This is a genomic window from Vibrio breoganii, assembly GCF_001677275.1.
In the GTDB taxonomy this organism is placed as follows: domain Bacteria; phylum Pseudomonadota; class Gammaproteobacteria; order Enterobacterales; family Vibrionaceae; genus Vibrio; species Vibrio breoganii.
The window spans coordinates 910,234-930,885 of the sequence record NZ_CP016177.1; the positions used below are offsets into that span (position 1 = coordinate 910,234).

Here is a 20,652-nt window from a genome sequence, read left to right on the forward strand (position 1 = left end):
AATTGAGGAATAAAAACAGCAATCGCAAGGAGGCGAGTATGATGTTTTCTACAGTTCAGTTCTTTATTACCACGTTGTTGGCCATTATATGTGCTCAGTCCATCGATGTCAGTCAGGGAAATGTTCCCGTTCTGGCTCTGGCTATCCCAGCACTGTGGATTATCTCGCGCTCACGTGCATCAGGCATTTTCCTACTTGTCGGCCTTTGTCTATACGGCTTCACGCTCTCATATCAACCTACAGCACTTTCAGTATCGATGTGGATCTTATTCCCTCTATTGATGGTGGCGTTTTCTAAGCGCTGTAACATTGGCGCTCGATTTGGGGTGTTCTCGTTTTTCTTGTTCATGCAATCGGGGATTATCTATTCCCAAGTTATTGGTGCGCTAAGCGGAGAGGCAATCTACACACTACTGCAAATGGTCAGTGTGGCGATGATTTGGCTGGCGGCCGTTTCGTGGAAAACCTCGTCTAAGCACGGCTGGTGGGCTCTTTTCTTAGTGCTGCCTTTGTTGGTGGCTGATATGACTCACGCCGCGCTTATCTCATTGACGATTGTCGGCATCATGTTCTCCATGGAAAGCATGGTGAAGAGCAAGTCCAAGCTTCTTAAACTGCAATGCTGGACACTGCCAACCGCAGCGTTCGCTTCATTGGTTGCAATGCCAAGCGGAAATGTACAAGGAATCGTACTGCTGGTTTGGCTACTGATTTTGGGTGCAATCTGGATGACAGATTACATCCTGCGCATAAATGAAGAAATTGGCGATTAAACTTTCAACGGTTAGCACCAAAGCCAGAAAAAGCGCTTGTATAAACTCAGGGGATGATGAATAATCCCCACACTTCTTTAGCAAAGCTATTTGTTGAAGATGCTCTATGGAGGCCTGGTCCTCCCGCAACAATAGTTCGTGAACTCGGTCAGATCCGGAAGGAAGCAGCCGCAGCGGATGACTTGTGTGCCGGGATGTGGCTGGGTCTCCACCCAACCTGATGTTTGCAAAATAAGTTGATTTCAGCGACACCTCCTTCGAAATACCCTCTAAGCTACTGAAAATAAACTTTCACTCAAATATCTTTATGAGTTACAGCGCTTTTCTGATTGGTACTAAACATTGGTACTGAACTCTGCGAATTTTTCTTTCAGCTAGAATTAAATTTTGTGCTTTCTATACTCATCACACTCTTGCTAGTCCACTGTTTGGATTTAGACCTGATGTGAAAACTTCATTGAGTTCTATCTCAAAACAGATCGCTCGATCCAATACCTTGTAACTCCAAATTGCTCTAAAAAGAATTTTATTTGTCGCGACTGTCGAATGGTATGAACACCTCGATAGGCATCATTACGGCAATGTATATGCAGTGTTACCGAGTAAAATGATTAATCAGAGCCAGCAAGTCACTTCCCAAATTTGATAGGACATAACCCAACTAAGTAAAGAAAGATGATTTTGAAGTGAAATCTTAACCCGTTGGTTTCGGTTAAGGTGGTACCTAATCGCTCAATTGGCTAGGTATTATAGGCAGGTGCGTATAGGGGAAGAGAAGAGGTTGAAGACAAGGAAAGACTTGCCTCCAACCTAGCTGTATCGGTAGCTACAATATGACGAGTTGAACACTACCTATCGAGAATTGCATATCTTGTAATGTGTCGGTAGAACCGACCCATTCAGGAAGTATTGAAACTGCTGTGTCAATATTCTTTAGGGTATTGATATCTATGTTACCGCTGTCATCTGAGAACAGTGCACGTAATGGCACTTGAACTTGCTGCCATCCAGATTGTTCTTCGAGAAAATAGGGTTGTGAGTTACCAAACTCGCTGGATTCCATCTGAACTTGGAAGCGTCTCGTTGGGTGGTCGCCGTAGTTATCGACGTAAAACATAAACTGGAGTACGCCTGTGTCTATGTAGTTGGATAGATCACGGGTATATTCATCGGTTGTTTTTAAAACCAATCCTCCATTTGCACCTGCTGGAGCATCCGTATATGTTATGCGAATATGATCAGGTGCCCAATCAAGAGTGGAAGCCCCTGAGGTCATCCAGTTGTCAATACCCGTTGCCCAACCACCTAAAGCCCAATTATCTAAATCGAACACTTTAGATGCTGCGTAAGGATCGTTTATATCATCTGCAGCAAGTGGTGTGCTGGTGGTGTCACACTCAAGTACGTTACTTTGCTCGATAGAGCTACCTATGATACGAGCATTACCAAATTGAAAATTGAGATTGGTTGAAGAATCCAATGATAATGGGGAAATAGTATTCGCAAAGTCCATACCGTTATCAGAGAAGCATGAAAGTGGAACCTTGATAACCTGAGTGCCCTGATTGTAGTTGGCAAGTAATGCACTGGTGATTGAAACTTTGCCAATGTCTACACCGATTTCATTTTGAGTCGTTACATAGATCTCTTGGTCTAAAGCGGGTTTACTCATTGTAGAGACATCAAACTGTAAGGTCGCACTGGATGGGTCAACATCCAAATTAACATGACTTGAATCGTTACTTTGTAGCAATAATCGGCCTTGTTTATTGTCGGAAATGTTGACGTTAAGTGTACCTCTTGGTGTACCTAATGGGTTTTGAGTTTGGATATTGCCCTGCATCATATTGCCACTTTCATCAACAGTCGCTTCTATACCATCACTATCAATGATGACGACATCAAAGCTTTGATCATCACTTGGACCATAGAGGGCTATCTCTTTGGTAGGGTCACTCATTGCGATCTGAATATCGCGAATAGAAAAGTCGATCCCTTGTAGAGTATCCGTAGACTCTACCCATTCAGGTAAGATAGACATGCCTTTATCGATGTTTTTAAGGGAGTTGATATTCACACTGCCATCTTCACGCGTGAAAAGGTCACTCAAGGGGATCTTTATCTCTGTCCAGCGATTTGCTGCTGTATTTTCATTTAAGAGATATGGCTGAGAGTTCCCAAACTCACTCGATTCCATTTGTACTTGCAGACGTTTTGTTGGGTGTGAAGCGTAGCTTGAGACATTTAGTGAAAATTTGAGAATACCGGTATCTATGTAATCAGAAATGTCTAGCGTGCTTCCATCTGTTGTGGCGAATACCAATCCACCATTCTCACCAGCAGGTGCATCAGTATATTCCACACGAATATGATCACTTGCCCAATGAAGAGTGGATTCGCCAGTTGTCATCCAGTTTGTAATGCCTGTTGCCCAACCTTCTGTACCGGTGTCGCCTACCTTAAATAGAGTTGATACTTGGTAGCTATCGTTCGGGTCATCAGCTTCGACCCTATCACTGGTTGATTGGCACTCTAGGACATCATCTTGTTCGATTGAATCGGCAATAATTTGGATGTTGCCAAGGGTAAAGTCGAGGTTACTGGAAGATTCGAGCGCAAATGGCGCTAATGCTTGAGTGAAGTCCATTCCAGAGCTTATAAAGCAAGACAGTGGAACCTTGACGGTTTGTGTTGCTCCATTGTAGCTAGCCAAAAAAGTACTGGTTAGTTCAACATGCCCAATATCTTGGTCCATCTCTTTTTGGGTCGTTAAATATACTTCTTGACCAACAATAGGCTTGCTCTTCATTTTGCTGTCAAACTGCAAGATAGCTTTTGAGGTATCAATATCTAAAAAGACAGCCTCACCGTCATTACTTTCTAGTAGAATACGGCCATTTTCATCGTTGGTGATGGTGACGTCGAGATCGCCACTGGTGCTTTCCGTCATACTTTGGGTGTGAACATTACCTTGACTCACCGAACCACTGCTGTCGACGAATGCTTTTGTTCCTGAACTGTCGATGACGGCCATTGAAAATAAACCATCGTCACCTGAACCATAAAGCACAATCGAATCAACAGACTGTTTCGGCTCTTCGTAGGGATCATCTAGGCAACCCGCTAACGATAAAGCGCAGAGAGATGCAATAAGTGTTTTCTTACCAAATGTAAACTGTTCCATGGCTTTGTTTCTCAATCCTATGGCTACTTAATAACTGATTTTTATATTTAGTTAAACGTTTAATCTATAGCGAGCATGATACTTAAATTTCAAGGAGGCAAGGAAAAAGATAAAGTCAATGTTATTTTTGTGAATCTCGACAAGAATAGGTGCCCAGTTTTGGTTGGCAATGCACCAAATTGTTTGTTCTTGCCTATCTCTGTTTACAACTAACGCTTTAAGTCTTTGAAAATTAAGCATTAATTTTTATATCTATTAATTGGATAAAAATAACTATATCTGGATCACGTTTGTGCAATACACACTATTGACGATTTAATAAATCTGTCTCAATGTAATATAAACGTTTAAACAACCCTACGATGAATTGGAATTGATGATGAGTAATAAAAAGTATGCCTTTGCAGCTGCATTGATAAGTTTCAGTGTGAGCACTTTTGCCAGTGATATTGTTTTAGACGAATTGACGATCAGAGATCATTTATACCCAGAAAATTTTAAAGCTGAGCTTAACAACAACTTAAATTTCTTCCGGGATGGTGTTGGTGTCGACCCAGTTTCTAAAGTTCCTTTTGATACCGTTTCTATTGTCGATGGTGAAGTTGTTCCTTTCTATTACGTAAATACCACCGAAATTGGCCTGTACCTTAATATCTTGGTAGAGGTTGAAAAAGCGGGTAACGCTGATGCATTGATAAGAATTAGCGAAGTTCTTGATGTACTAGAAGAAACACCAAAGTGGAAAGGACTGTATTTTTGGCCATATGACATTGTTGACGGAAAACTCCAACCAACAGAAGAAGGGATCGTTCCTGCTGTTGATAATGCCAATTTAGCGCTTTCACTGGCTGGTGTCGCAGGGGCGTATCTTGATTCAACGTCTCCAGATAAACAAGCCATTGTTTCAAGAATCGAAGCCATTCTTGAAGGACAAATTGATGGATGGATATCTATCTATGATAAAAACCGAGGCTTGATGAATGCGGGCTGGAGCACCAAAGACAATGCTGCGTTGCCATATTTCATTGACCGAAAAGCGAATGAAAGCCGCCTAGCGCCGTTATGGGCTGCGTTGATTACCCGTGATCAAGGTTCAAATGCAGTACCTACCAGTGCTTTCGATAATATGGAGCTATACACACACCCATATACTTTCAATGGCAAAGAATACAATCCAATGCTGACTTGGAATGGCACTTACTTCCAAGGCATGTTGCCTTCAATTTGGATGAATGAAAGACAACTCATGCCAGATTACAGTCTTGTCGAAGACATGACCTTTGTTCAAATGGTTTACGCAGCAAAACACAACATTCCTCTACTTTCTTCTTCAGCAACGGTTGACGATGGGTACTCTGAATTTGGTGTGCCTTATCTTTCAGAGAGCAAAGTCATGTTTAACAATGAAATGCATGCTGGAGATACAGGAACGCCTCATGCTACGGCTCTGTCATATATTGTTAGCCCAGAAACTTCTGTGGCAGCGTTAAAAGCCCTTAAGGCTTATTACCCAAGCATTGAAAGCGAATTTGGTTGGTATGATGCGGTTGATACTGAAGGGCGTATGTCGACCAAAATACTTTCTCTAGACCAAGGTATGTTTGTTGGTGCTTTTGTTGCTGATGAGATTAATGCCGATGTACAAACTTACTTGGAAGCGCGTGGCTACATGAGTGATGTAGAAAAAATGTATCGCAGCTTCATTCCTAACAACAAGTAAATGTAGAGGGCGTAAAAATGAAAAATATCTCTACATTGCTATGGACTAGCTTAGCTTTGGTTTCTACAAACGTACTTAGTAATGAATCCAAGGCAAATATGTGGGATGGCATCTCTTTACCAGGGTACGGCAGTGTTAAATCTAAGCCGGGAATGTGGGATGGTATTGAGTTACCTGGCCACGGAGCTGTGGCAGGTGATCAATTAGAGCTTCCAAAAAACGATGATTCTTTGCGAGATATCGGTGGTTTTGGTGAGGTACTTATGGCATCAGAATCGGGCGGAGCAACTCCCAAGCGAACGCGTATTCTGACCGGGTACGAGTACGAAGAATACGTTTACAAGAATGCCCCTAGTCAGCTTTTTCACTCCATTATTTTTGCTGATGGCTCAACAAAAATCGGCGAAAACTTCCGACTCGCTTATGTAATCAAAGAGACACATAAGTATCGAGGTAAAGATAAGGTATCTGAGGGTAATTCGTTGCTTACGATTGACCTTATGCCTCGTTATGAAAAATGGGTAAACGAGAACTTCAACTATGCCATCGAAGTTGGCTACGAAAAAGTATCTGGTTTTGATGAGAGTACGCGATACCAAATTACTCCTGAACTTAACTTTTCTCTTGGAAAGCACTTCTTACACCTGAATCTAGAGGCTGGTTACTGGGATGAAGAAAAGGCGATGTTTTACGAAACAGAGCCACTGTATGTCTACCGCTTCAATGATTGGATTAATTTAGGTAGCAAGTTCTTGTATCACGAAGACAAAAACGATTTTGCGTGGAAAGAAATCGCCATCAAACCTTTGATTCAGTTCCGCTTTGATAACAACGTGTATCTGGAACTTCGTTATGAAAGAGGCGAAACCGAAATCTATGATGGAACGGGATACGATTACAACAACTATGCCTTGTACTCAGAGATCCCTATTAACTCAAGTATTAGTTTATTGGCAGATCTCGCCTATCGAGACCACAAGCAGAGAAACGGAAATGAATATACCTGGGGCGACAAAGAAGGTGTATTTGCCAAAGTCGGTATCATTTGGAACTTCTAAATAATTAACCGTGATATGACAAAGCCCTTCGGGGCTTTTTACTTAATGAGACTCCTATGAAATTCAGACTCTTATCCATTTTCACTCTATCGGTTCTTATCTTTACTGGATGTAATAGTAGTAGTGATGACTCGCCAGACCCGGTTGTTCCTGAAGAAGATGTGATCACTCAAATCAGAATCGAATCAAAATACTATCCTGTGGGATTTGAACAATCGCTACAAGACAATATGGACTACTTTATCGATGGTGTTGGGGTTTCAACTCTAGCGCACATTCCTTTTGATCATGTTCTGGTGGATGGTGACGAGATACTTCCTTCTCACTACACCAATATATCGACTATTGCGTTGTACATTAATGTCCTCATTCAAATGATTGAGTATGGCGATGAAAATGCGATTACTCGTCTAAGCACAGTGCTTAGCGTGTTAGAAAGTGCGCCAAAATGGAATGGACTTTTCTACTGGCTGTATCAGATAGAAGGTTCGAATTTAACGATTGATGATAGTGCCATCGCTTCGGCGGTAGATAACGGAATAATGTCTTTTACGTTAGCGGGTCTCTACGGGGCGCTAAATAACCATACTGATGAACGTCTAAACCAACTCTCTCTGAGAGCTGACGTATTATTGAGTGCACAATCTACAGGTTGGTCTGAACTGTATGATGCTAGCCAAGGTTTTTTAAGAGCGGGTTGGAGCCGAAAGGACAACGCCTACCTTAGTTATCATGTGGACCGTAAAGCCAATGAGAGCAGATTGGCAACACTTTGGGCGGTGATGATGACCGACAGTCAGGTTCCGCACACGGCTTTTACTGACATGACACTAGTGAGGGGAGGGTTCTCAAATGCGGGCTTAGATGTCGCGCCTATGCTCACCTGGGATGGTTCATATTTTCAGGCCATGCTTCCAGCATTGTGGCTTGATGAGCAGTCATTGATGCCTAGCTACGAAATGGTAGAGGAGTTTACTCAAGTACATCTTCAATATGCAGACGACCACAATATCCCGCTAGTTTCAGCATCTTCAACTGTCGATGATGGGTACGCTGCATTTGGGTTGGAGTCTGTGTCTGAAAGTCATCGAAAATACAACAATTCAATTGAAACGGGCACCACCGGCACACCTCATGCTTTGGCGTTGTACTATATGATTTCACCGACCGACGCCATACAGCGTTTAAATCAGTTGAAAATAGACTCGCCCCAGATTGAAACATCGGCTGGATGGGCTGATGCCATAGACAGCACTGGGCAAGTTTCAAGTAAGGTCATTGGTCTTGATCAAGGTATGTTTGTAGGCGCATTTATTGCTGAACCTGTGCGCGAAAATGTCGCTATGTACCTTGATATCAAAGGACAAACCTCGGCACTACAGTCTCTTTACAGCTCTTTTGTAGCAGATGAAATATTGTAAAGTCACTGGTAGAAGACAGAGATCACGAAACGACAAACTATCGAAATGAAATCATTGCTTTGATTCAGCCGTATAGTTACTATTTTGTTGAAACGTTTAACCCCGCTTTAGATAGGAAGTTATAGCCCATGGCAAAGGTCACTCTTGAAGGCATTAACAAGGTTTACGACAATGGCTATCATGCGATTCATGATGTCAGTTTAGACATTAAAGATGGCGAGTTTATGGTACTCGTTGGACCATCAGGTTGCGCAAAGTCAACAATGCTAAGAATGGTTGCAGGTCTAGAAAGTATTACAAGCGGTCAATTGTTTATCGGTGACAAGGTGTGCAATGATTTGCCGCCAAAAGACCGTGGTATCGCTATGGTTTTTCAAAACTATGCACTTTACCCACATATGACCACCTATGAGAATATGGCCTTTGGCCTTGAAACGGCAAAGAAATCTAAGCAAGAAATAAAACGACGAGTATCAGAAGCCGCTGAGCTATTAGAGATCACTGATTTACTGGACCGAAAACCGAATCAAATGTCGGGTGGACAGTGTCAGCGTGTGGCATTAGGTCGAGCAATGGTAAGGAAGCCAGAGGTTTTCCTATTCGATGAGCCTCTTTCAAATCTTGATGCTAAGTTACGTGTTTCTATGCGTATGCGAATCACTCGATTACATCAACAACTTCAAGAGTCTAGCAGTCCGGCGACAATGGTTTACGTTACCCATGATCAAGTGGAAGCGATGACAATGGGGGACAGGGTATGCATCTTGAATAAGGGGCATATCATGCAGGTGGACACACCAATGAATGTATATCACAACCCGAAGAACCGCTTTGTTGCTGAGTTCATCGGCTCGCCTGCAATGAACATGTTTGCAGGGAAAGTGAGTAAGTTTGAGGGTTCGGTTGGCGTTGACTTCGGAGGCAAATTAATTGAATTGCCTGCTGAGCGTCATACGCGTGCTGAACTTTGGACGGACAAAAATGTACATGTAGGTATTCGCCCAGAACATATTGCCGTTAGGTTAGAGAAAGGCAGCAATACATTGTCTGCGGAAGTGGAAGCTATTGAAGAGCTTGGCTCGGAAGTTTATGTGCACCTGAATGTTTTAGGCTGTCACGTTATTTGTAAGCAGTCAGATCGTGAGCAGGTTCCTGCTGTCGGCTCTCGCTGTCATATCGAATTACTCATGGACAAATGCCATTTATTCGATGATTCAACCGAAAACAACATTTTCTATTCTTAACAAACTCAGCGTCTGGAGATTTGTCGCGATGCACCAATTTATTAATGAGCCGGCTTTGATCGTCGGTGATGAAAAACTTAACATGACCTTCAGCCCAACTGGCGTGCTGTCTGCGATTCGCAGTGAAAAATTAATGGTCTCACTTTTTGATACGCCGTTGAATGAGTTGTCGATTAGCAATATCTATCTACGCACGTTCGACAATGATGTTATTTCTGCAACACCGTTACTTTTTTTTAATGAAGAAATTGAAACGTTTAAGCAGAAAGATGGTTCACTAGCCTGGAAAACAACGACAGATAAATATGAAGCATTAGTATCGCTAAGAATTGTAGATCGTGCTTTCTTCTATGATGTTGAAGTAAATAACATCGGAAGTTCAGAGCTGACCTTTGACTTGGTTTATGGACAAGACCTTGGATTGGCGGATGAAGGTGCAGTTAAAACCAATGAAGCGTATTGCTCTCAGTACTTAGACCACCAAGTCTATCAACTGGATGATTTCGGGTTCACCGTGTGCAGCCGTCAAAACCTTCCACAAAGCACGGGTAATCCGAGAATTCAGATCGGTTCGTTCTCTCCTGTTATTGGCTTTAGTACGGATGGATATCAGTTTTTTGGCCAAGAGTACAAAGTCACTGGCGAAGCCATGGCTCTGAAGAAGTACGAACTAGCGAATGAAAAATATCAGTTTGAAATGGGCTATATTGCACTTCAAACGGAGTCCGTTACTTTAGCGCCAAATCATGCGAATGCTCAGACATTCTATGGCGTTGTTGAGGGGCATTGTGAAGAATCAAACCTCAAACAACACATGGATGTCGCGTCTATTAAATCTATGCACGCAGATGGTGAACACACTGTTAGTTGTGACAACCTTCTGCCGTATAAGGCTCGAAGAAAAGCACCTTACATTAAAGGTGAAAAGCTAACTGACGATGAATTACGCGATCTTTTCGGTACTGAACGCCGTTTCTCTGAATCTAAAGAAGGTGAGCTCCTATCGTTCTTTTATGGTGACAGTCAATATGTGACGCTGGCCGCAAAAGAGCAATACATGGAACGCACAACGGGGCACGTAATCGCAACAGGAAACAATACCGATTACCAAAACTCTATTATGAGTGCGACCCATCATATATTTGGTGTTTTCAACTCCCAATTAACTCTGGGTAACACATCATTCAATAAGCTATTAGGTGTATGTAGAAACCCTCTCAACCATTTCTCCAATGGCGGTCAGCGCATCTGGATCAAGCAGGGAGAGACATACCAAGCGTTAGGGATGCCTTCCGCTTACGAGGTCGGAACCAATTACTCTCGTTGGGTTTACAAATACCTTAACGGTTTCATTGATGTACGCTCATTCGCCTCTGCAGACACGCCAATCATTCAATTAGATATTGAAACCCGTGGCTTGGACACAGCGCTAGATATTGCCGTATCACACCAACTTGTATTTGGTAATAACGAGTCAGATAGTGTTATCCGTGTCACTCAAGGTGAAGATGGACTCACAATTCAAGGCCGTAACGAGTTAATTGAAAAGTTCTCGTCGGAATTGAGTTTCAGCCTGTTGCCGAGCTTAGAGTTATCCGAGTGGGACACTATTTCTAACCCCGAGACTGGTTCGGTAGATTATCTTGTGCTTAAAGGCCTCGTGCATGATCAAGCGAGGATTACTTTTGGTGGTGAATTGGCCGGAGTTAACTCTAAAGGCCAACGTATTGAATTTGACGAAGAGACAGCAAAGTGTGAGTCACAGCGACTGAAGCTAACTAAAGGGTTCAAGCTGCATTTTGAAAACGATGAAATTAACAGCCAGCGCTTAAACGAAACTGTTCACTGGTTTACGCACAATGCGTTGGTTCACTACAGTACACCACATGGTTTGGAGCAGTATTCTGGCGCAGCTTGGGGAACTCGAGATGTATCTCAGGGGCCATTTGAGCTGTTCATGTCAATGCAAGAATATGGCAAAGCAAGAGACCTGCTTAAAGAGATTTATAGCCATCAGTATCAAGAAACAGGAACCTGGCCTCAGTGGTTTATGTTCGATCAGTATGCACAGATTCAACAAGAAGATGCCCATGGTGATATCATCGTTTGGCCGTTAAAGGCCTTAGGCGAATACCTAGCGGTTACCGATGATTTCAGTGTACTTGATGAGATGCTGCCATACACGTTGGCGAAGGAAGAGTTTACTAAGAGCGCTGAGCGTTACTCACTGTTTAACCATGTAGAACGCCAAATTCAGCACATCATCGATAACCTTGTTCCAGGCACTTCACTTTCTTGCTATGGCGACGGTGACTGGGATGACACCCTACAACCTGCGAATCAGTCGTTGCGTGAAAACATGGTCAGTGGTTGGACGATTCCATTGACATTACAAGCGCTTAAAGGAATGGCTAGCGTCCTAAAAGGGGCAACAAAGTTTGATCATTTCAGTGAAGAGTTAACAAAGCTTGCCACTGATATGGAGCAAGACTACCACCATTATTTAATCAAAGATGACACCATTGCTGGCTTCATCCATTTTGATCGAGATGAGCAAGGTGAGGTTGAACAAGTAGAGTACCTTCTGCACCCGTCAGACAAGAATACTGGCATTAAATATCGCTTGTTGCCTGCGAGTCGCTCCATCATTTCGGAAACGTTCACTCCGGAAATGGCGCATGAGCATATGCTGATGATTAAAGAGAACTTAGTGCACCCAGACGGGGTACGACTCATGGATCGCATGGCGGAGTACAAGGCAGGCAAACAAACCTACTTCAAACGTGCAGAGCTTGCGGCAAACCTAGGTCGAGAAGTTGGATTGCAATATTGTCATGCGCATATCCGATTCATCGAAGCGCTGTGTAAATTAGGCGATGCGGAAGCGGTATTTGACAACTTATACAAGATCATTCCGGTGGGGATCCAAGATATTGTTCCTAATGCTGAAATGAGACAGTCAAATGCTTACTTCTCTAGTTCTGATGCGAAATTTAATGACCGTTATTCGGCCTACGATAACTTCGATAAAGTTAAAGCGGGTGAAGTCTCTGTTAAGGGCGGATGGCGTATCTACTCCAGTGGTCCTGGCATTTACTTGAATCAGCTGATCAGTAATGTGTTTGGCTTGCGATTTGAACGTGGCAACTTAGTACTTGATCCGATTGTATCGTCTCGACTAGGTACTGTTTCAATGGACTACGAAGTTGAAGGTAAAGCCGTGAAAGTGGTCATTACATCAGCTGAAGGTCAATACACACCTAAAACGATTCAACTAAATGGTGTCGATGTTCCTTTTGAACTTCAACAGAATCGTTATCGTACCGGTGGTGCGGTTGTGGAATCTAACTATCTGAAAAACAAGCTTAATGAATCAGGTAATGTTCTGAAGGTCACACTGTAGCCGATGATGTTAACCCGGTTCACCGGGTTAACATCATGAATTTCAACATTGACTTGGTATTAATTGTTGCTTATTGCACATTCTTGGTAGAATCGTTTCAACACATACGATGATGATGAAATCAATTGAAGCAAGGACTCTGTAGAACATGGCAGTGACGATAAAAGATGTAGCAAAGAAAGCAAATGTATCGATCGCAACGGTATCTTATTCAATAAACGGAAGCCCACGAATTAGTGATGCGACCCGGGAGCATGTATTGAAAGTTGCCTCTGAGCTTAACTATGTTGCAAACAACAATGCAAAACAGCTTAAACAGAAAAAGAGCAATGCGATTGGCCTATTTTTTAACTCATGGTTTGGACCGATCTACAGTGAGTTAGTGAAAGGTATAGAGCAAGTCTGTCATCAAAATGGGTATGACCTTGTTGCTTGCAGCGTGTATGGCAATGAGGGGTCTACGGCGCACAAATACATTCGCGATCGCATGGTAGACGGCGCCATTATTTTAACCAACTCGTTTGATGATGAGTTTTTAAAGTCGGTAGCAAAGAAGGACTTCCCTGTTGTTGTTTTAGATAGGGAGGTCTCGGGCCCGAATATTTACAACATTCTCATTGATAATTTTGGTGGTGCGTTTTCAGCGACCAAAGCTTTGATTAACTCCGGTTGTAAAGAGATTTACTACTTTGGAGGTCCTGAAGACTCTTATGATGCTCAAAAGCGCCTTGATGGTTATATCTCAGCATTGGGTTACTACAAGATTAATGTGGATCAATCATTGCTGATAGAAGGGGATTTCACCGAGCGTACAGCATATAAAAAGATGCAGGAACTGATAGAACAAGGTAAGCAGCCAAAAGCGGTATTCGCTTCCAACGATGAGATGGCAATTGGCATTATCCGTGCAGCGAAAGAAAAAGGTATCGCAATTCCAGAAGACATGAAACTGGTTGGGTTTGACGATATACAGATGGCAGAACTCATGATTCCAAGACTCTCCACTATCTCCCACCAAAAAATGGGTATGGGCGAGATAGCAGCAAAAACACTGCTCGATGCAATGAACAGTAAAGATGAAATGGAAGATCTGAGAATTCTACCGACAAAATTAATTTTAAGGGAAACTTTGTAGGGTGGATCATGAAAAAATGGTTAATTGGGTGTGTGCTTGCTTTTAGTTGCCAAACGGTTACGTTTGCTGCAACTAAGCTAGAAGTCATGACACCCGCTGGTAACTACATGAATTTTGTTCGTAATGTAGTTGTACCTGAGTTTAAGAAGCAATATCCCGATGTTGAAGTCGTTGTTTCAAACGATGAAAACTTAGAAACTCGAATGGCGGCAGGTGACTTACCAAATTTATACGCGGGTGTATTTGGTTATCAACCAGCTAAATACGCAAAAATGGGCAAGCTCGTTTACTTTGATCAGTTTGAAGGTTATCAAGAGCTTATCGATCGAATAGATCCTGTTTTTCTACGCAAGAATTTTGGTCGTAGCTACTACATTCCATGGAATGCCACCACCCAATTAATGATTTATAACAAAGAACTATTCTTGGAAGCTGGGCTTGATCCAGACCAGCCACCGCAAACTTGGGAAGAGTTTTTATACGCAGCAGAAAAAATAAACCAGTTGCCCCCGCGTCAAGATGGGAGCCCAGTTTACGGGACTGTATTTTGGAATGATGTATTGTCTTCTGGTAGTTGGTACTGGGGTATGTTGGCTCAGATGTACTACAACTTTAATGAGGGTGAATTTACACTACTTAACCGCTTTGGAACGCATCCTGTTTTTGATAAAGAAGAAGCCAATATGGCGGCGTTCTTAGAGACAATGCAACAAGCACAAAAGTTTGCACCGTTGACGATGGAGAAAAGCTTCTTCTCTCGCAATATTGGTATGTGGCCACAGTTTGGGTTTGGTTGGAAAGCCAACTTACAAGAAGCGGCGCAGCGACCTATGGTGGTAGGGGAAGATGTTGGGCTTGCACCGATACCGACCTTGAACAAGAGCGATACTTCTTATTCAACCCTTGATGGTCGTGCACTTATGATATTCAAGAATACGGTTGAGGTTGAAGAACTTAGCTGGGCATTTGTTCAATTGCTAATGGGTGATGAGCTTAATCATCAAGCAAACGTAGAACTTGGTCAGTTGCCAGTATTAACTGAATTGCAAGACAGACCTTATTACCAAAGCAAGGAAGCCAAACCATTTGTAGATCAGCTTTCCTTTACCATTATGAGTGAACCCTTTTCACAATCAGCTGATGTTGCAACTATATTACTGCAGCAGTATTCCAAGGTTGTACTTAAAAAAGAAATAACTGCTGAGACGGCCGTTGAGTCAGCAAGTCAGCAAGCAAATAAAATATTTGTTCATTAATATATAAGTTCGAGTGGTACTAATATGAAAAAGAATAACCTCATCATGGGGTATGTTTTCCTTGCGCCTTGGATAATATATTTCATGGTTTTTTTGATGTATCCTTTTTATCTTTCGTTTGAAAGTAGCTTTTTAGAAACAAATATTTTATTGCCTGAGAATACCAAATTTGTTGGATTATCAAATTGGATATCTGTGGTAACAGATTTCATGTTTTGGAAATCACTGTTTAATGTATTGTTCAACCAAGTAATATTCGTGTTCCTTAGTTTTTTTATTGGACTTGGTCTTGCCTTGCTATTAAATGAGATAAAGTTCATGGCAAGCTTTTTCAGAACGATAATGTTTATTCCTGTTATCACTTCTATTACTGTCGCTATGGTTATCTTTGATTTTATTTCCGGACCGTCAGGGCCGATACAAAGTTCTATGATCAACGCGCATATTATATCTGAACCCATTTTCTGGAAATTTGAACAGTGGCTTCCTATGCCTGTTATTGCAGTATTTAGTGCTTGGAAGTGGTTTGGTGTTCAGATGATCATATTCCTAGGTGGTATTGCAAGCATAAACCGTTCTCTCTTTGAAGCTGCAGATATCGACGGTGCATCTTGGTGGCGAAAGACACGTAAAATCACACTGCCTATGATTATGCCTCAGATTATATTTGTTATGACCATGAATATTATCAATGGTTTACAGATGTTCATTGAAGTGTTTATGAACTTTGACTTAAGTGGCGGCCCGTATCAATCCGCGCTAACACCTGTTTTATATTTGTATCAAGTAGGCTTCGAAAAGATGCAAATGGGTGAAGCCTCAACCATAGGCTTAATGCTTGCAGCTGTTATTTACTTATTAACAATGATGCAACTGAAAATCACAAGTAAAGAAGACTAAGTATGAACAAAAATAAAAATACAATGATCCTGATTTACGTAACACTCGCGGTTGCTTCTATAGTCGTATTGTACCCATTCTTTTTTATGTTGATTAACTCATTTAAAACTGGGCCGGAGATAATGCACTCTCCTAATAGTCTTCCGACAGAGTGGTCATTTAAAGGATATGTTGAAGTATTTGATTCGATAAATTTAGGACGAGTGTTCTTTAATACTATCTTCATTTCATTATCGGTTACGTTTTTAAATGTATTGTTTTCTTCTATGGTTGCTTACGCCATTGTTAAAACAAAACTCCCGGGGAGAGAGTTTTGGTTGAAGGTGATTCTTGGTTCAATGATGATCCCTGCAGTATTATTTACAATCCCAACTTATATGATGATGTATGAATGGAACTGGATAAACACTTACAGAGTATTAATTATTCCAGGTTCTATTAGTGCATATAATATATTTCTTCTAGTGCAATTCATGAAGCAAATCGACAATGCCTATTTAGAAGCAGCTCGCATTGATGGTGCTAATGAAATTCGTATCTTTAGAAAGATTGTTTTGCCTATGTTAAGACCAGCGCTAGCGACGGTAGGTATTCTAACGTTCATGGGGGCTTGGAATGACTTCATGGGACCGCTTTTGTACGTGAGAGATGAGTCTCTAATGACGTTGCAACTGGCTCTCTATAATTTCCAAACTGAAGTGCCAGGCACCAACTTAGAGCAGTTATGGGCAATGACGACCATGATCGCAGTGCCTGTGGTTATTGTCTTCTTCTGTTTACAGAAAAACTTTATTAAAGCGTTTACTGGTGTTGGGGTGAAGTAATGAGCAATGGAATTAAATTGGGGCTCTTTGCACTGTTGGTGGCAATTGCTTACGGCACAGCCTGGCTGAAAACATATCAACTTTCTGAACGATACAATGAATACGCTCACCAGCAGATTGAAGAGCAGAATTTACTGATTGCCCTGAAAGGCATGAATAAGCTTGAACTGCGGCAAGATGATGTTTATCTAGGTGGATTTCAACAAGTACTCGAAACTTGGGAAAATGCAGTTCTTGGTCCTAAACCTTCGTTTTACGACGACGCCAAAGCAATGCCTGAAAAGATCCTTGCTCAGCTTAACCAGCAACAGCTTGAAATGTTTATTGAGACTTACGTTGAGCTAGACGCTCGTTATGTGCCTGAAGCGGCTGAGCAATTGCGAATACTGGCATTGCAAAATGGGGATAGTGAACTTGCCACTGAGATGAGTGAGTTTTTGTTGGAAGCATTTCCGAACTACAAACCTAAGTCCACTTTGGAGCAATAACGATGGTTAAATATAAAGACTCTTCATTGGCTATTGATGTTCGCACTGAAGATTTGTTGTCAAAAATGACGTTCGAAGAAAAAATGGGTCAATTATGCCAATCGCCAATGTTGGACTATGGCTCTTATAAAGCGCTTTACCTAGACAAGGTACGCAAGGGGAAATGGGGCTCTCGAATTTTAGCTGATACTGCATGGGCCGGAAATGCACCGGGTGAATCGGTTGATCCCAATCAGTTAAATGAGATTCAAAAAGCCGCGATAGAAGAGAGCCGATTGGGTATTCCTATTATCTTTGCTCGCGATGTTATCTATGGGCAAAAAACAGTGCTACCCATTCCGTTAGCCCAGGCCTGCTCTTGGAACCCATTATTAGTAGAAGAAGCTTATCGTGGTATTGCGGCGGAAGCGGCCTCGCTCGGTATTAATTGGACGTTTGCTCCTATGCTCGATATTGTTCGCGATCCTCGTTGGGGTCGGGTTATTGAGAGTAGTGGGGAAGACCCTCATTTGACCAGTCAAATGGCCAAAGGCGTTGTGCGTGGCTTTCAAGGCGATGACTTAACTCAACCTGAGAATATTTTGGCCTGTGCTAAGCATTTTGTTGGCTACGGGGCTTCAGAGGGCGGTCGTGATTACGACACAACGGAAATCTCCGAAAATAGTCTGCATAATGTGTACTTGCCTCCATTTAAGGCAGCAATCAATGCAGGTGTAGGTTCATTGATGACTGGATTCAATGACCTTGGTGGTACACCTGTCACCGGGTCTAAACCATTAGTTCGTGACTGGCTAAGAGGGCAACAAGGCTTTGATGGTTTAGTGGTGAGTGATTGGGGGTCTATTTCTGATCTTGAGTACTTTGGTGTTGCGAAAGACAGTGAACATGCTGCAGCACTCGCCCTTGAAGCGGGTGTTGATATGGCAATGACCCATGAAGCATACGAAGATAATTTGGCTCTAGCGATAGAAAGGAACCCAGAGCTTATAGCTGAATTAGATGATGCTGTGCGGAACGTTCTTCGAGCTAAGTTTCGTCTTGGTTTGTTTGAGAGACCTTACGTTGATCCGAAACATCATCTTAGTGTTCTTGGCAAACCTGAGCATGCAAATAAGGCTCTGGCTCTTGCAGAAGAAAGCTTAGTGCTATTGAAAAATGACAATGACCTCCTTCCGCTAGCTGATTCAGGTTTAACCGTAGCCGTGATCGGTCCGCATGCAGACTCACAGCGACAGCATTTAGGCTCTTGGTGTTTGGATGGTAGTAGTGACGATGTAGTTTCTATCATCGATGGGTTAAGAGCTCAATCAAAGCAGAATACTATCATTACCGACAGTGTCGCGTTCAGTGACGATATGGTGGAGTGCGCGCACCGAGCCGATGTGGTTGTGTTGTGTATTGGGGAAAGCCATAGAAGAACAGGGGAGGCACGTAATGTAGCCGACCTTGCATTGCCCGCGGGTCAAGAACAGCTTATTTCAGCAATCGGAAAAACTGGCAAACCATTGATTGTGGTTCAATGTACAGGACGCCCGATTCCGTCTCCTGCGATAGAGCAGCACGGCGATGCACTTGTCTATGCTTGGCAAAGTGGCACCCAAACAGGGAATGCCGTTGCACGAATTCTCTACGGGTTGGTCAATCCATCAGGCAAGTTATCCATGTCCGTCCCTCGCTCTACGGGGCAGATCCCAATCTATTACGCACGTAAAGAACTAGGAAAAATGCGAGCGTATCAAGATTATCAGCCTTACAAGGATTGCCAAGATACACCGCTGTATCCGTTTGGCTTTGGATTGAGTTATAGCCGCTTTTCATATAGCGACCTGAAATCATCTAAACCTAAGGTCTCTATCGGAGAGGAGGTTCATGTATCCGTTGCCGTTACCAATGATTCTGAGGTTGATGGATGTGAAGTGATTCAATGCTATATCTCACAGAAAGGGACTTCAACTACACGCCCTCGTAGAGAGTTGAAGGCTTTTAAAAAAGTAGACTTAAAGGCTTTTGAAAGCAAAACGATTGAATTTACTTTAACCACAGATGACTTCGCTTTTTATGGCAAAAAAGGAACTATTGAGCAAGAAGCTGCCAAGGTCACGATCTTTGTCGGTGGTGATTCAAACTCCAGTTTGCAAGTATCCATTGATGTGCTCAGTGCTCAGTGCTCAGTGCTTAGTGTTTAGTGCATAGTCATTATAAGTTTGAGTACATCGCATCTGAGCTCATTGTATAGAGCTAGATGAGTAGTATCTGAATTAATGGCCATGGTTTTGCCGTGTTCGATAACTCGCTCTAGTATTACTACTAGAGCGAGACGTAGAGCTAATCGTCTTCTATTGTTAACCCCTCGTCCGCATAGGGTAAGTATCACTTACACTCTGTTTCCTACGGCAGTATCCCTAAATATTTAAGTGTCTGATTTTCATTATAAACACTCTGAAAGTTGTTCTAAGATGGTTAGGGCTATGATTTCTATTTTTCCATTACCTAGAAGTTACCGCTAATCGAGGAAGTCGGCGCACTGGCTTGGCTCGTGGTGTGTACGCACGAAGTAAAACTCAGCAAAGGATATGCAGGAAGCTTAGGGGACCCTTGTATGGATATATCGAAAAAGCACCCACTTTGGCGTAAACCTACGCATCACCTTGATGCAGAGGCGAGTAGTGATCACGTTCATTGGATCGAACTGTTTTACGATTTAGCGCATGTGGTTTCGATATTTGTACTTGGCAATTATCTTAGCCACCACCTTGGGTTGCCGGGCTTCGTTGGCTTTGCTGCCCTCCTAGCAATGTGAGACGGTTACCCTTTCAAATAACTTACAAACAAAAAAATTGTGAGTCCTTGGCTATTCGTAATACTTTACATGCGTCGCATTAAGACTATATCCCATGGTGATATTGCTGGTGCCATCAACGATGTAAACATCTTCAGACTTAAGCTCCGAGGAAATCGTGCCCTTAACCCAAACAGGGTATTGAACCGTTTTCATTGGATAGCCTTTGGGAAATGACACGCTTTCGCGAGATCGCCGGCAAACTTCGAATTAAAGCTGCCAAAGAGCTTCTAACATCTACAGAGCTAAGCACTACCGATGTCTCTACTGAGGTTGGATACACAGATCAATCCAACTTTTGGCGAGCTTTTGTTAAAGGAACTGGCCTCAATCCTAGCGAGTTTAGGTAAATGACTTCGACGTATAATAATTAGACGACAGCAGTTTAATGTATTCACTTGTTGAAC

The 20,652-nt window shown here is 42.5% G+C and carries 16 protein-coding genes and 1 other RNA gene; 15 read left to right on the top strand and 2 right to left on the bottom strand.

Features of this window, described 5'->3' with window-relative positions:
• The first annotated feature begins 38 nt into the window (after positions 1–38).
• Together A6E01_RS04320 and ffs are read left to right on the top strand one after the other, a co-directional pair.
• On the top strand, positions 39–773 hold the full coding sequence (locus tag A6E01_RS04320) for a VP0952 family biofilm-associated protein (RefSeq protein ID WP_017031029.1): 735 nt from the start codon (positions 39–41) through the stop codon (positions 771–773).
• A 112-nt stretch (positions 774–885) separates the two neighbouring features.
• Positions 886–982: signal recognition particle sRNA small type (gene ffs, locus A6E01_RS04325), an RNA gene on the top strand.
• Positions 983–1,599: 617 nt separating this feature from the next.
• Here ffs and A6E01_RS04330 read toward each other — a convergent pair.
• Positions 1,600–3,957, bottom strand: coding sequence for a putative glycoside hydrolase (locus A6E01_RS04330; protein WP_065209640.1), 2,358 nt, complete (start codon positions 3,955–3,957; stop codon positions 1,600–1,602).
• Positions 3,958–4,333: 376 nt separating this feature from the next.
• Here A6E01_RS04330 and A6E01_RS04340 point away from each other — a divergent pair, with 376 nt between their 5' ends.
• The 12 genes from A6E01_RS04340 to A6E01_RS04395 all read left to right on the top strand — a co-directional run bounded on the left by A6E01_RS04340 (position 4,334) and on the right by A6E01_RS04395 (position 20,206).
• Positions 4,334–5,677, top strand: coding sequence for a glucoamylase family protein (locus A6E01_RS04340; protein WP_065209642.1), 1,344 nt, complete (start codon positions 4,334–4,336; stop codon positions 5,675–5,677).
• A 17-nt stretch (positions 5,678–5,694) separates the two neighbouring features.
• A complete protein-coding gene (locus A6E01_RS04345; protein ID WP_198589759.1) occupies positions 5,695–6,735 on the top strand; it encodes a hypothetical protein in 1,041 nt (346 codons plus the stop codon).
• 56 nt (positions 6,736–6,791) lie between these two features.
• Positions 6,792–8,156, top strand: a complete 1,365-nt coding sequence (locus A6E01_RS04350) for a hypothetical protein (RefSeq protein ID WP_082961338.1) — start codon at positions 6,792–6,794, stop codon at positions 8,154–8,156.
• A gap of 128 nt (positions 8,157–8,284) precedes the next feature.
• Positions 8,285–9,400 carry an ABC transporter ATP-binding protein gene (locus A6E01_RS04355; protein WP_065209643.1) on the top strand — a complete coding sequence of 372 codons (1,116 nt, stop codon included), beginning with the start codon at positions 8,285–8,287 and terminating at the stop codon, positions 9,398–9,400.
• A gap of 28 nt (positions 9,401–9,428) precedes the next feature.
• Positions 9,429–12,803: a GH36-type glycosyl hydrolase domain-containing protein gene (locus tag A6E01_RS04360; RefSeq protein ID WP_065209644.1), complete on the top strand. Its 3,375-nt coding sequence runs from the start codon at positions 9,429–9,431 to the stop codon at positions 12,801–12,803.
• Positions 12,804–12,951: 148 nt separating this feature from the next.
• The gene (locus A6E01_RS04365) at positions 12,952–13,938 is read left to right on the top strand and encodes a LacI family DNA-binding transcriptional regulator (protein WP_065209645.1); all 987 of its coding nucleotides are present in this window, start codon (positions 12,952–12,954) and stop codon (positions 13,936–13,938) included.
• A gap of 8 nt (positions 13,939–13,946) precedes the next feature.
• Positions 13,947–15,194 carry an extracellular solute-binding protein gene (locus A6E01_RS04370; RefSeq protein ID WP_065209646.1) on the top strand — a complete coding sequence of 416 codons (1,248 nt, stop codon included), beginning with the start codon at positions 13,947–13,949 and terminating at the stop codon, positions 15,192–15,194.
• A 24-nt stretch (positions 15,195–15,218) separates the two neighbouring features.
• Positions 15,219–16,094, top strand: coding sequence for a carbohydrate ABC transporter permease (locus A6E01_RS04375; protein WP_065209647.1), 876 nt, complete (start codon positions 15,219–15,221; stop codon positions 16,092–16,094).
• Positions 16,095–16,096: 2 nt separating this feature from the next.
• The gene (locus A6E01_RS04380; RefSeq protein ID WP_065209648.1) at positions 16,097–16,918 is read left to right on the top strand and encodes a carbohydrate ABC transporter permease; all 822 of its coding nucleotides are present in this window, start codon (positions 16,097–16,099) and stop codon (positions 16,916–16,918) included.
• Positions 16,918–17,406, top strand: a complete 489-nt coding sequence (locus A6E01_RS04385; RefSeq protein ID WP_065209649.1) for a hypothetical protein — start codon at positions 16,918–16,920, stop codon at positions 17,404–17,406. The genes A6E01_RS04380 and A6E01_RS04385 overlap by 1 nt, the downstream gene beginning before the upstream one ends.
• 2 nt (positions 17,407–17,408) lie before the next feature.
• Positions 17,409–19,592, top strand: coding sequence for a glycoside hydrolase family 3 N-terminal domain-containing protein (locus A6E01_RS04390; protein ID WP_065209650.1), 2,184 nt, complete (start codon positions 17,409–17,411; stop codon positions 19,590–19,592).
• A gap of 413 nt (positions 19,593–20,005) precedes the next feature.
• A complete protein-coding gene (locus A6E01_RS04395; protein ID WP_017031000.1) occupies positions 20,006–20,206 on the top strand; it encodes a hypothetical protein in 201 nt (66 codons plus the stop codon).
• 51 nt (positions 20,207–20,257) lie between these two features.
• On the opposite strand, the gene A6E01_RS21220 is transcribed toward A6E01_RS04395, so the two are convergent.
• Positions 20,258–20,401: a hypothetical protein gene (locus A6E01_RS21220; RefSeq protein WP_156744612.1), complete on the bottom strand. Its 144-nt coding sequence runs from the start codon at positions 20,399–20,401 to the stop codon at positions 20,258–20,260.
• 17 nt (positions 20,402–20,418) lie between these two features.
• On the opposite strand from A6E01_RS21220, the gene A6E01_RS21690 reads away from it, so the two are divergent.
• On the top strand, positions 20,419–20,595 hold the full coding sequence (locus tag A6E01_RS21690; protein ID WP_082961339.1) for a helix-turn-helix domain-containing protein: 177 nt from the start codon (positions 20,419–20,421) through the stop codon (positions 20,593–20,595).
• The last annotated feature ends 57 nt before the right edge of the window (positions 20,596–20,652 follow it).

Bases quoted from the DNA above. Each gene is read 5' to 3' on its own strand.
- A6E01_RS04345 (WP_198589759.1), top strand. From the start codon at position 5,695: ATGAAAAATATCTCTACATTGCTATGGACTAGCTTAGCTTTGGTTTCT.
- A6E01_RS21690 (WP_082961339.1), top strand. From the start codon at position 20,419: ATGACACGCTTTCGCGAGATCGCCGGCAAACTTCGAATTAAAGCTGCC.
- A6E01_RS04385 (WP_065209649.1), top strand. From the start codon at position 16,918: ATGAGCAATGGAATTAAATTGGGGCTCTTTGCACTGTTGGTGGCAATT.
- A6E01_RS04380 (WP_065209648.1), top strand. From the start codon at position 16,097: ATGAACAAAAATAAAAATACAATGATCCTGATTTACGTAACACTCGCG.
- A6E01_RS04330 (WP_065209640.1), bottom strand. From the start codon at position 3,957: ATGGAACAGTTTACATTTGGTAAGAAAACACTTATTGCATCTCTCTGC.
- A6E01_RS04340 (WP_065209642.1), top strand. From the start codon at position 4,334: ATGATGAGTAATAAAAAGTATGCCTTTGCAGCTGCATTGATAAGTTTC.
- A6E01_RS04370 (WP_065209646.1), top strand. From the start codon at position 13,947: ATGAAAAAATGGTTAATTGGGTGTGTGCTTGCTTTTAGTTGCCAAACG.
- A6E01_RS04390 (WP_065209650.1), top strand. From the start codon at position 17,409: ATGGTTAAATATAAAGACTCTTCATTGGCTATTGATGTTCGCACTGAA.
- A6E01_RS04350 (WP_082961338.1), top strand. From the start codon at position 6,792: ATGAAATTCAGACTCTTATCCATTTTCACTCTATCGGTTCTTATCTTT.
- A6E01_RS04360 (WP_065209644.1), top strand. From the start codon at position 9,429: ATGCACCAATTTATTAATGAGCCGGCTTTGATCGTCGGTGATGAAAAA.
- A6E01_RS21220 (WP_156744612.1), bottom strand. From the start codon at position 20,401: ATGAAAACGGTTCAATACCCTGTTTGGGTTAAGGGCACGATTTCCTCG.
- A6E01_RS04320 (WP_017031029.1), top strand. From the start codon at position 39: ATGATGTTTTCTACAGTTCAGTTCTTTATTACCACGTTGTTGGCCATT.
- A6E01_RS04365 (WP_065209645.1), top strand. From the start codon at position 12,952: ATGGCAGTGACGATAAAAGATGTAGCAAAGAAAGCAAATGTATCGATC.
- A6E01_RS04395 (WP_017031000.1), top strand. From the start codon at position 20,006: ATGGATATATCGAAAAAGCACCCACTTTGGCGTAAACCTACGCATCAC.
- A6E01_RS04375 (WP_065209647.1), top strand. From the start codon at position 15,219: ATGAAAAAGAATAACCTCATCATGGGGTATGTTTTCCTTGCGCCTTGG.
- A6E01_RS04355 (WP_065209643.1), top strand. From the start codon at position 8,285: ATGGCAAAGGTCACTCTTGAAGGCATTAACAAGGTTTACGACAATGGC.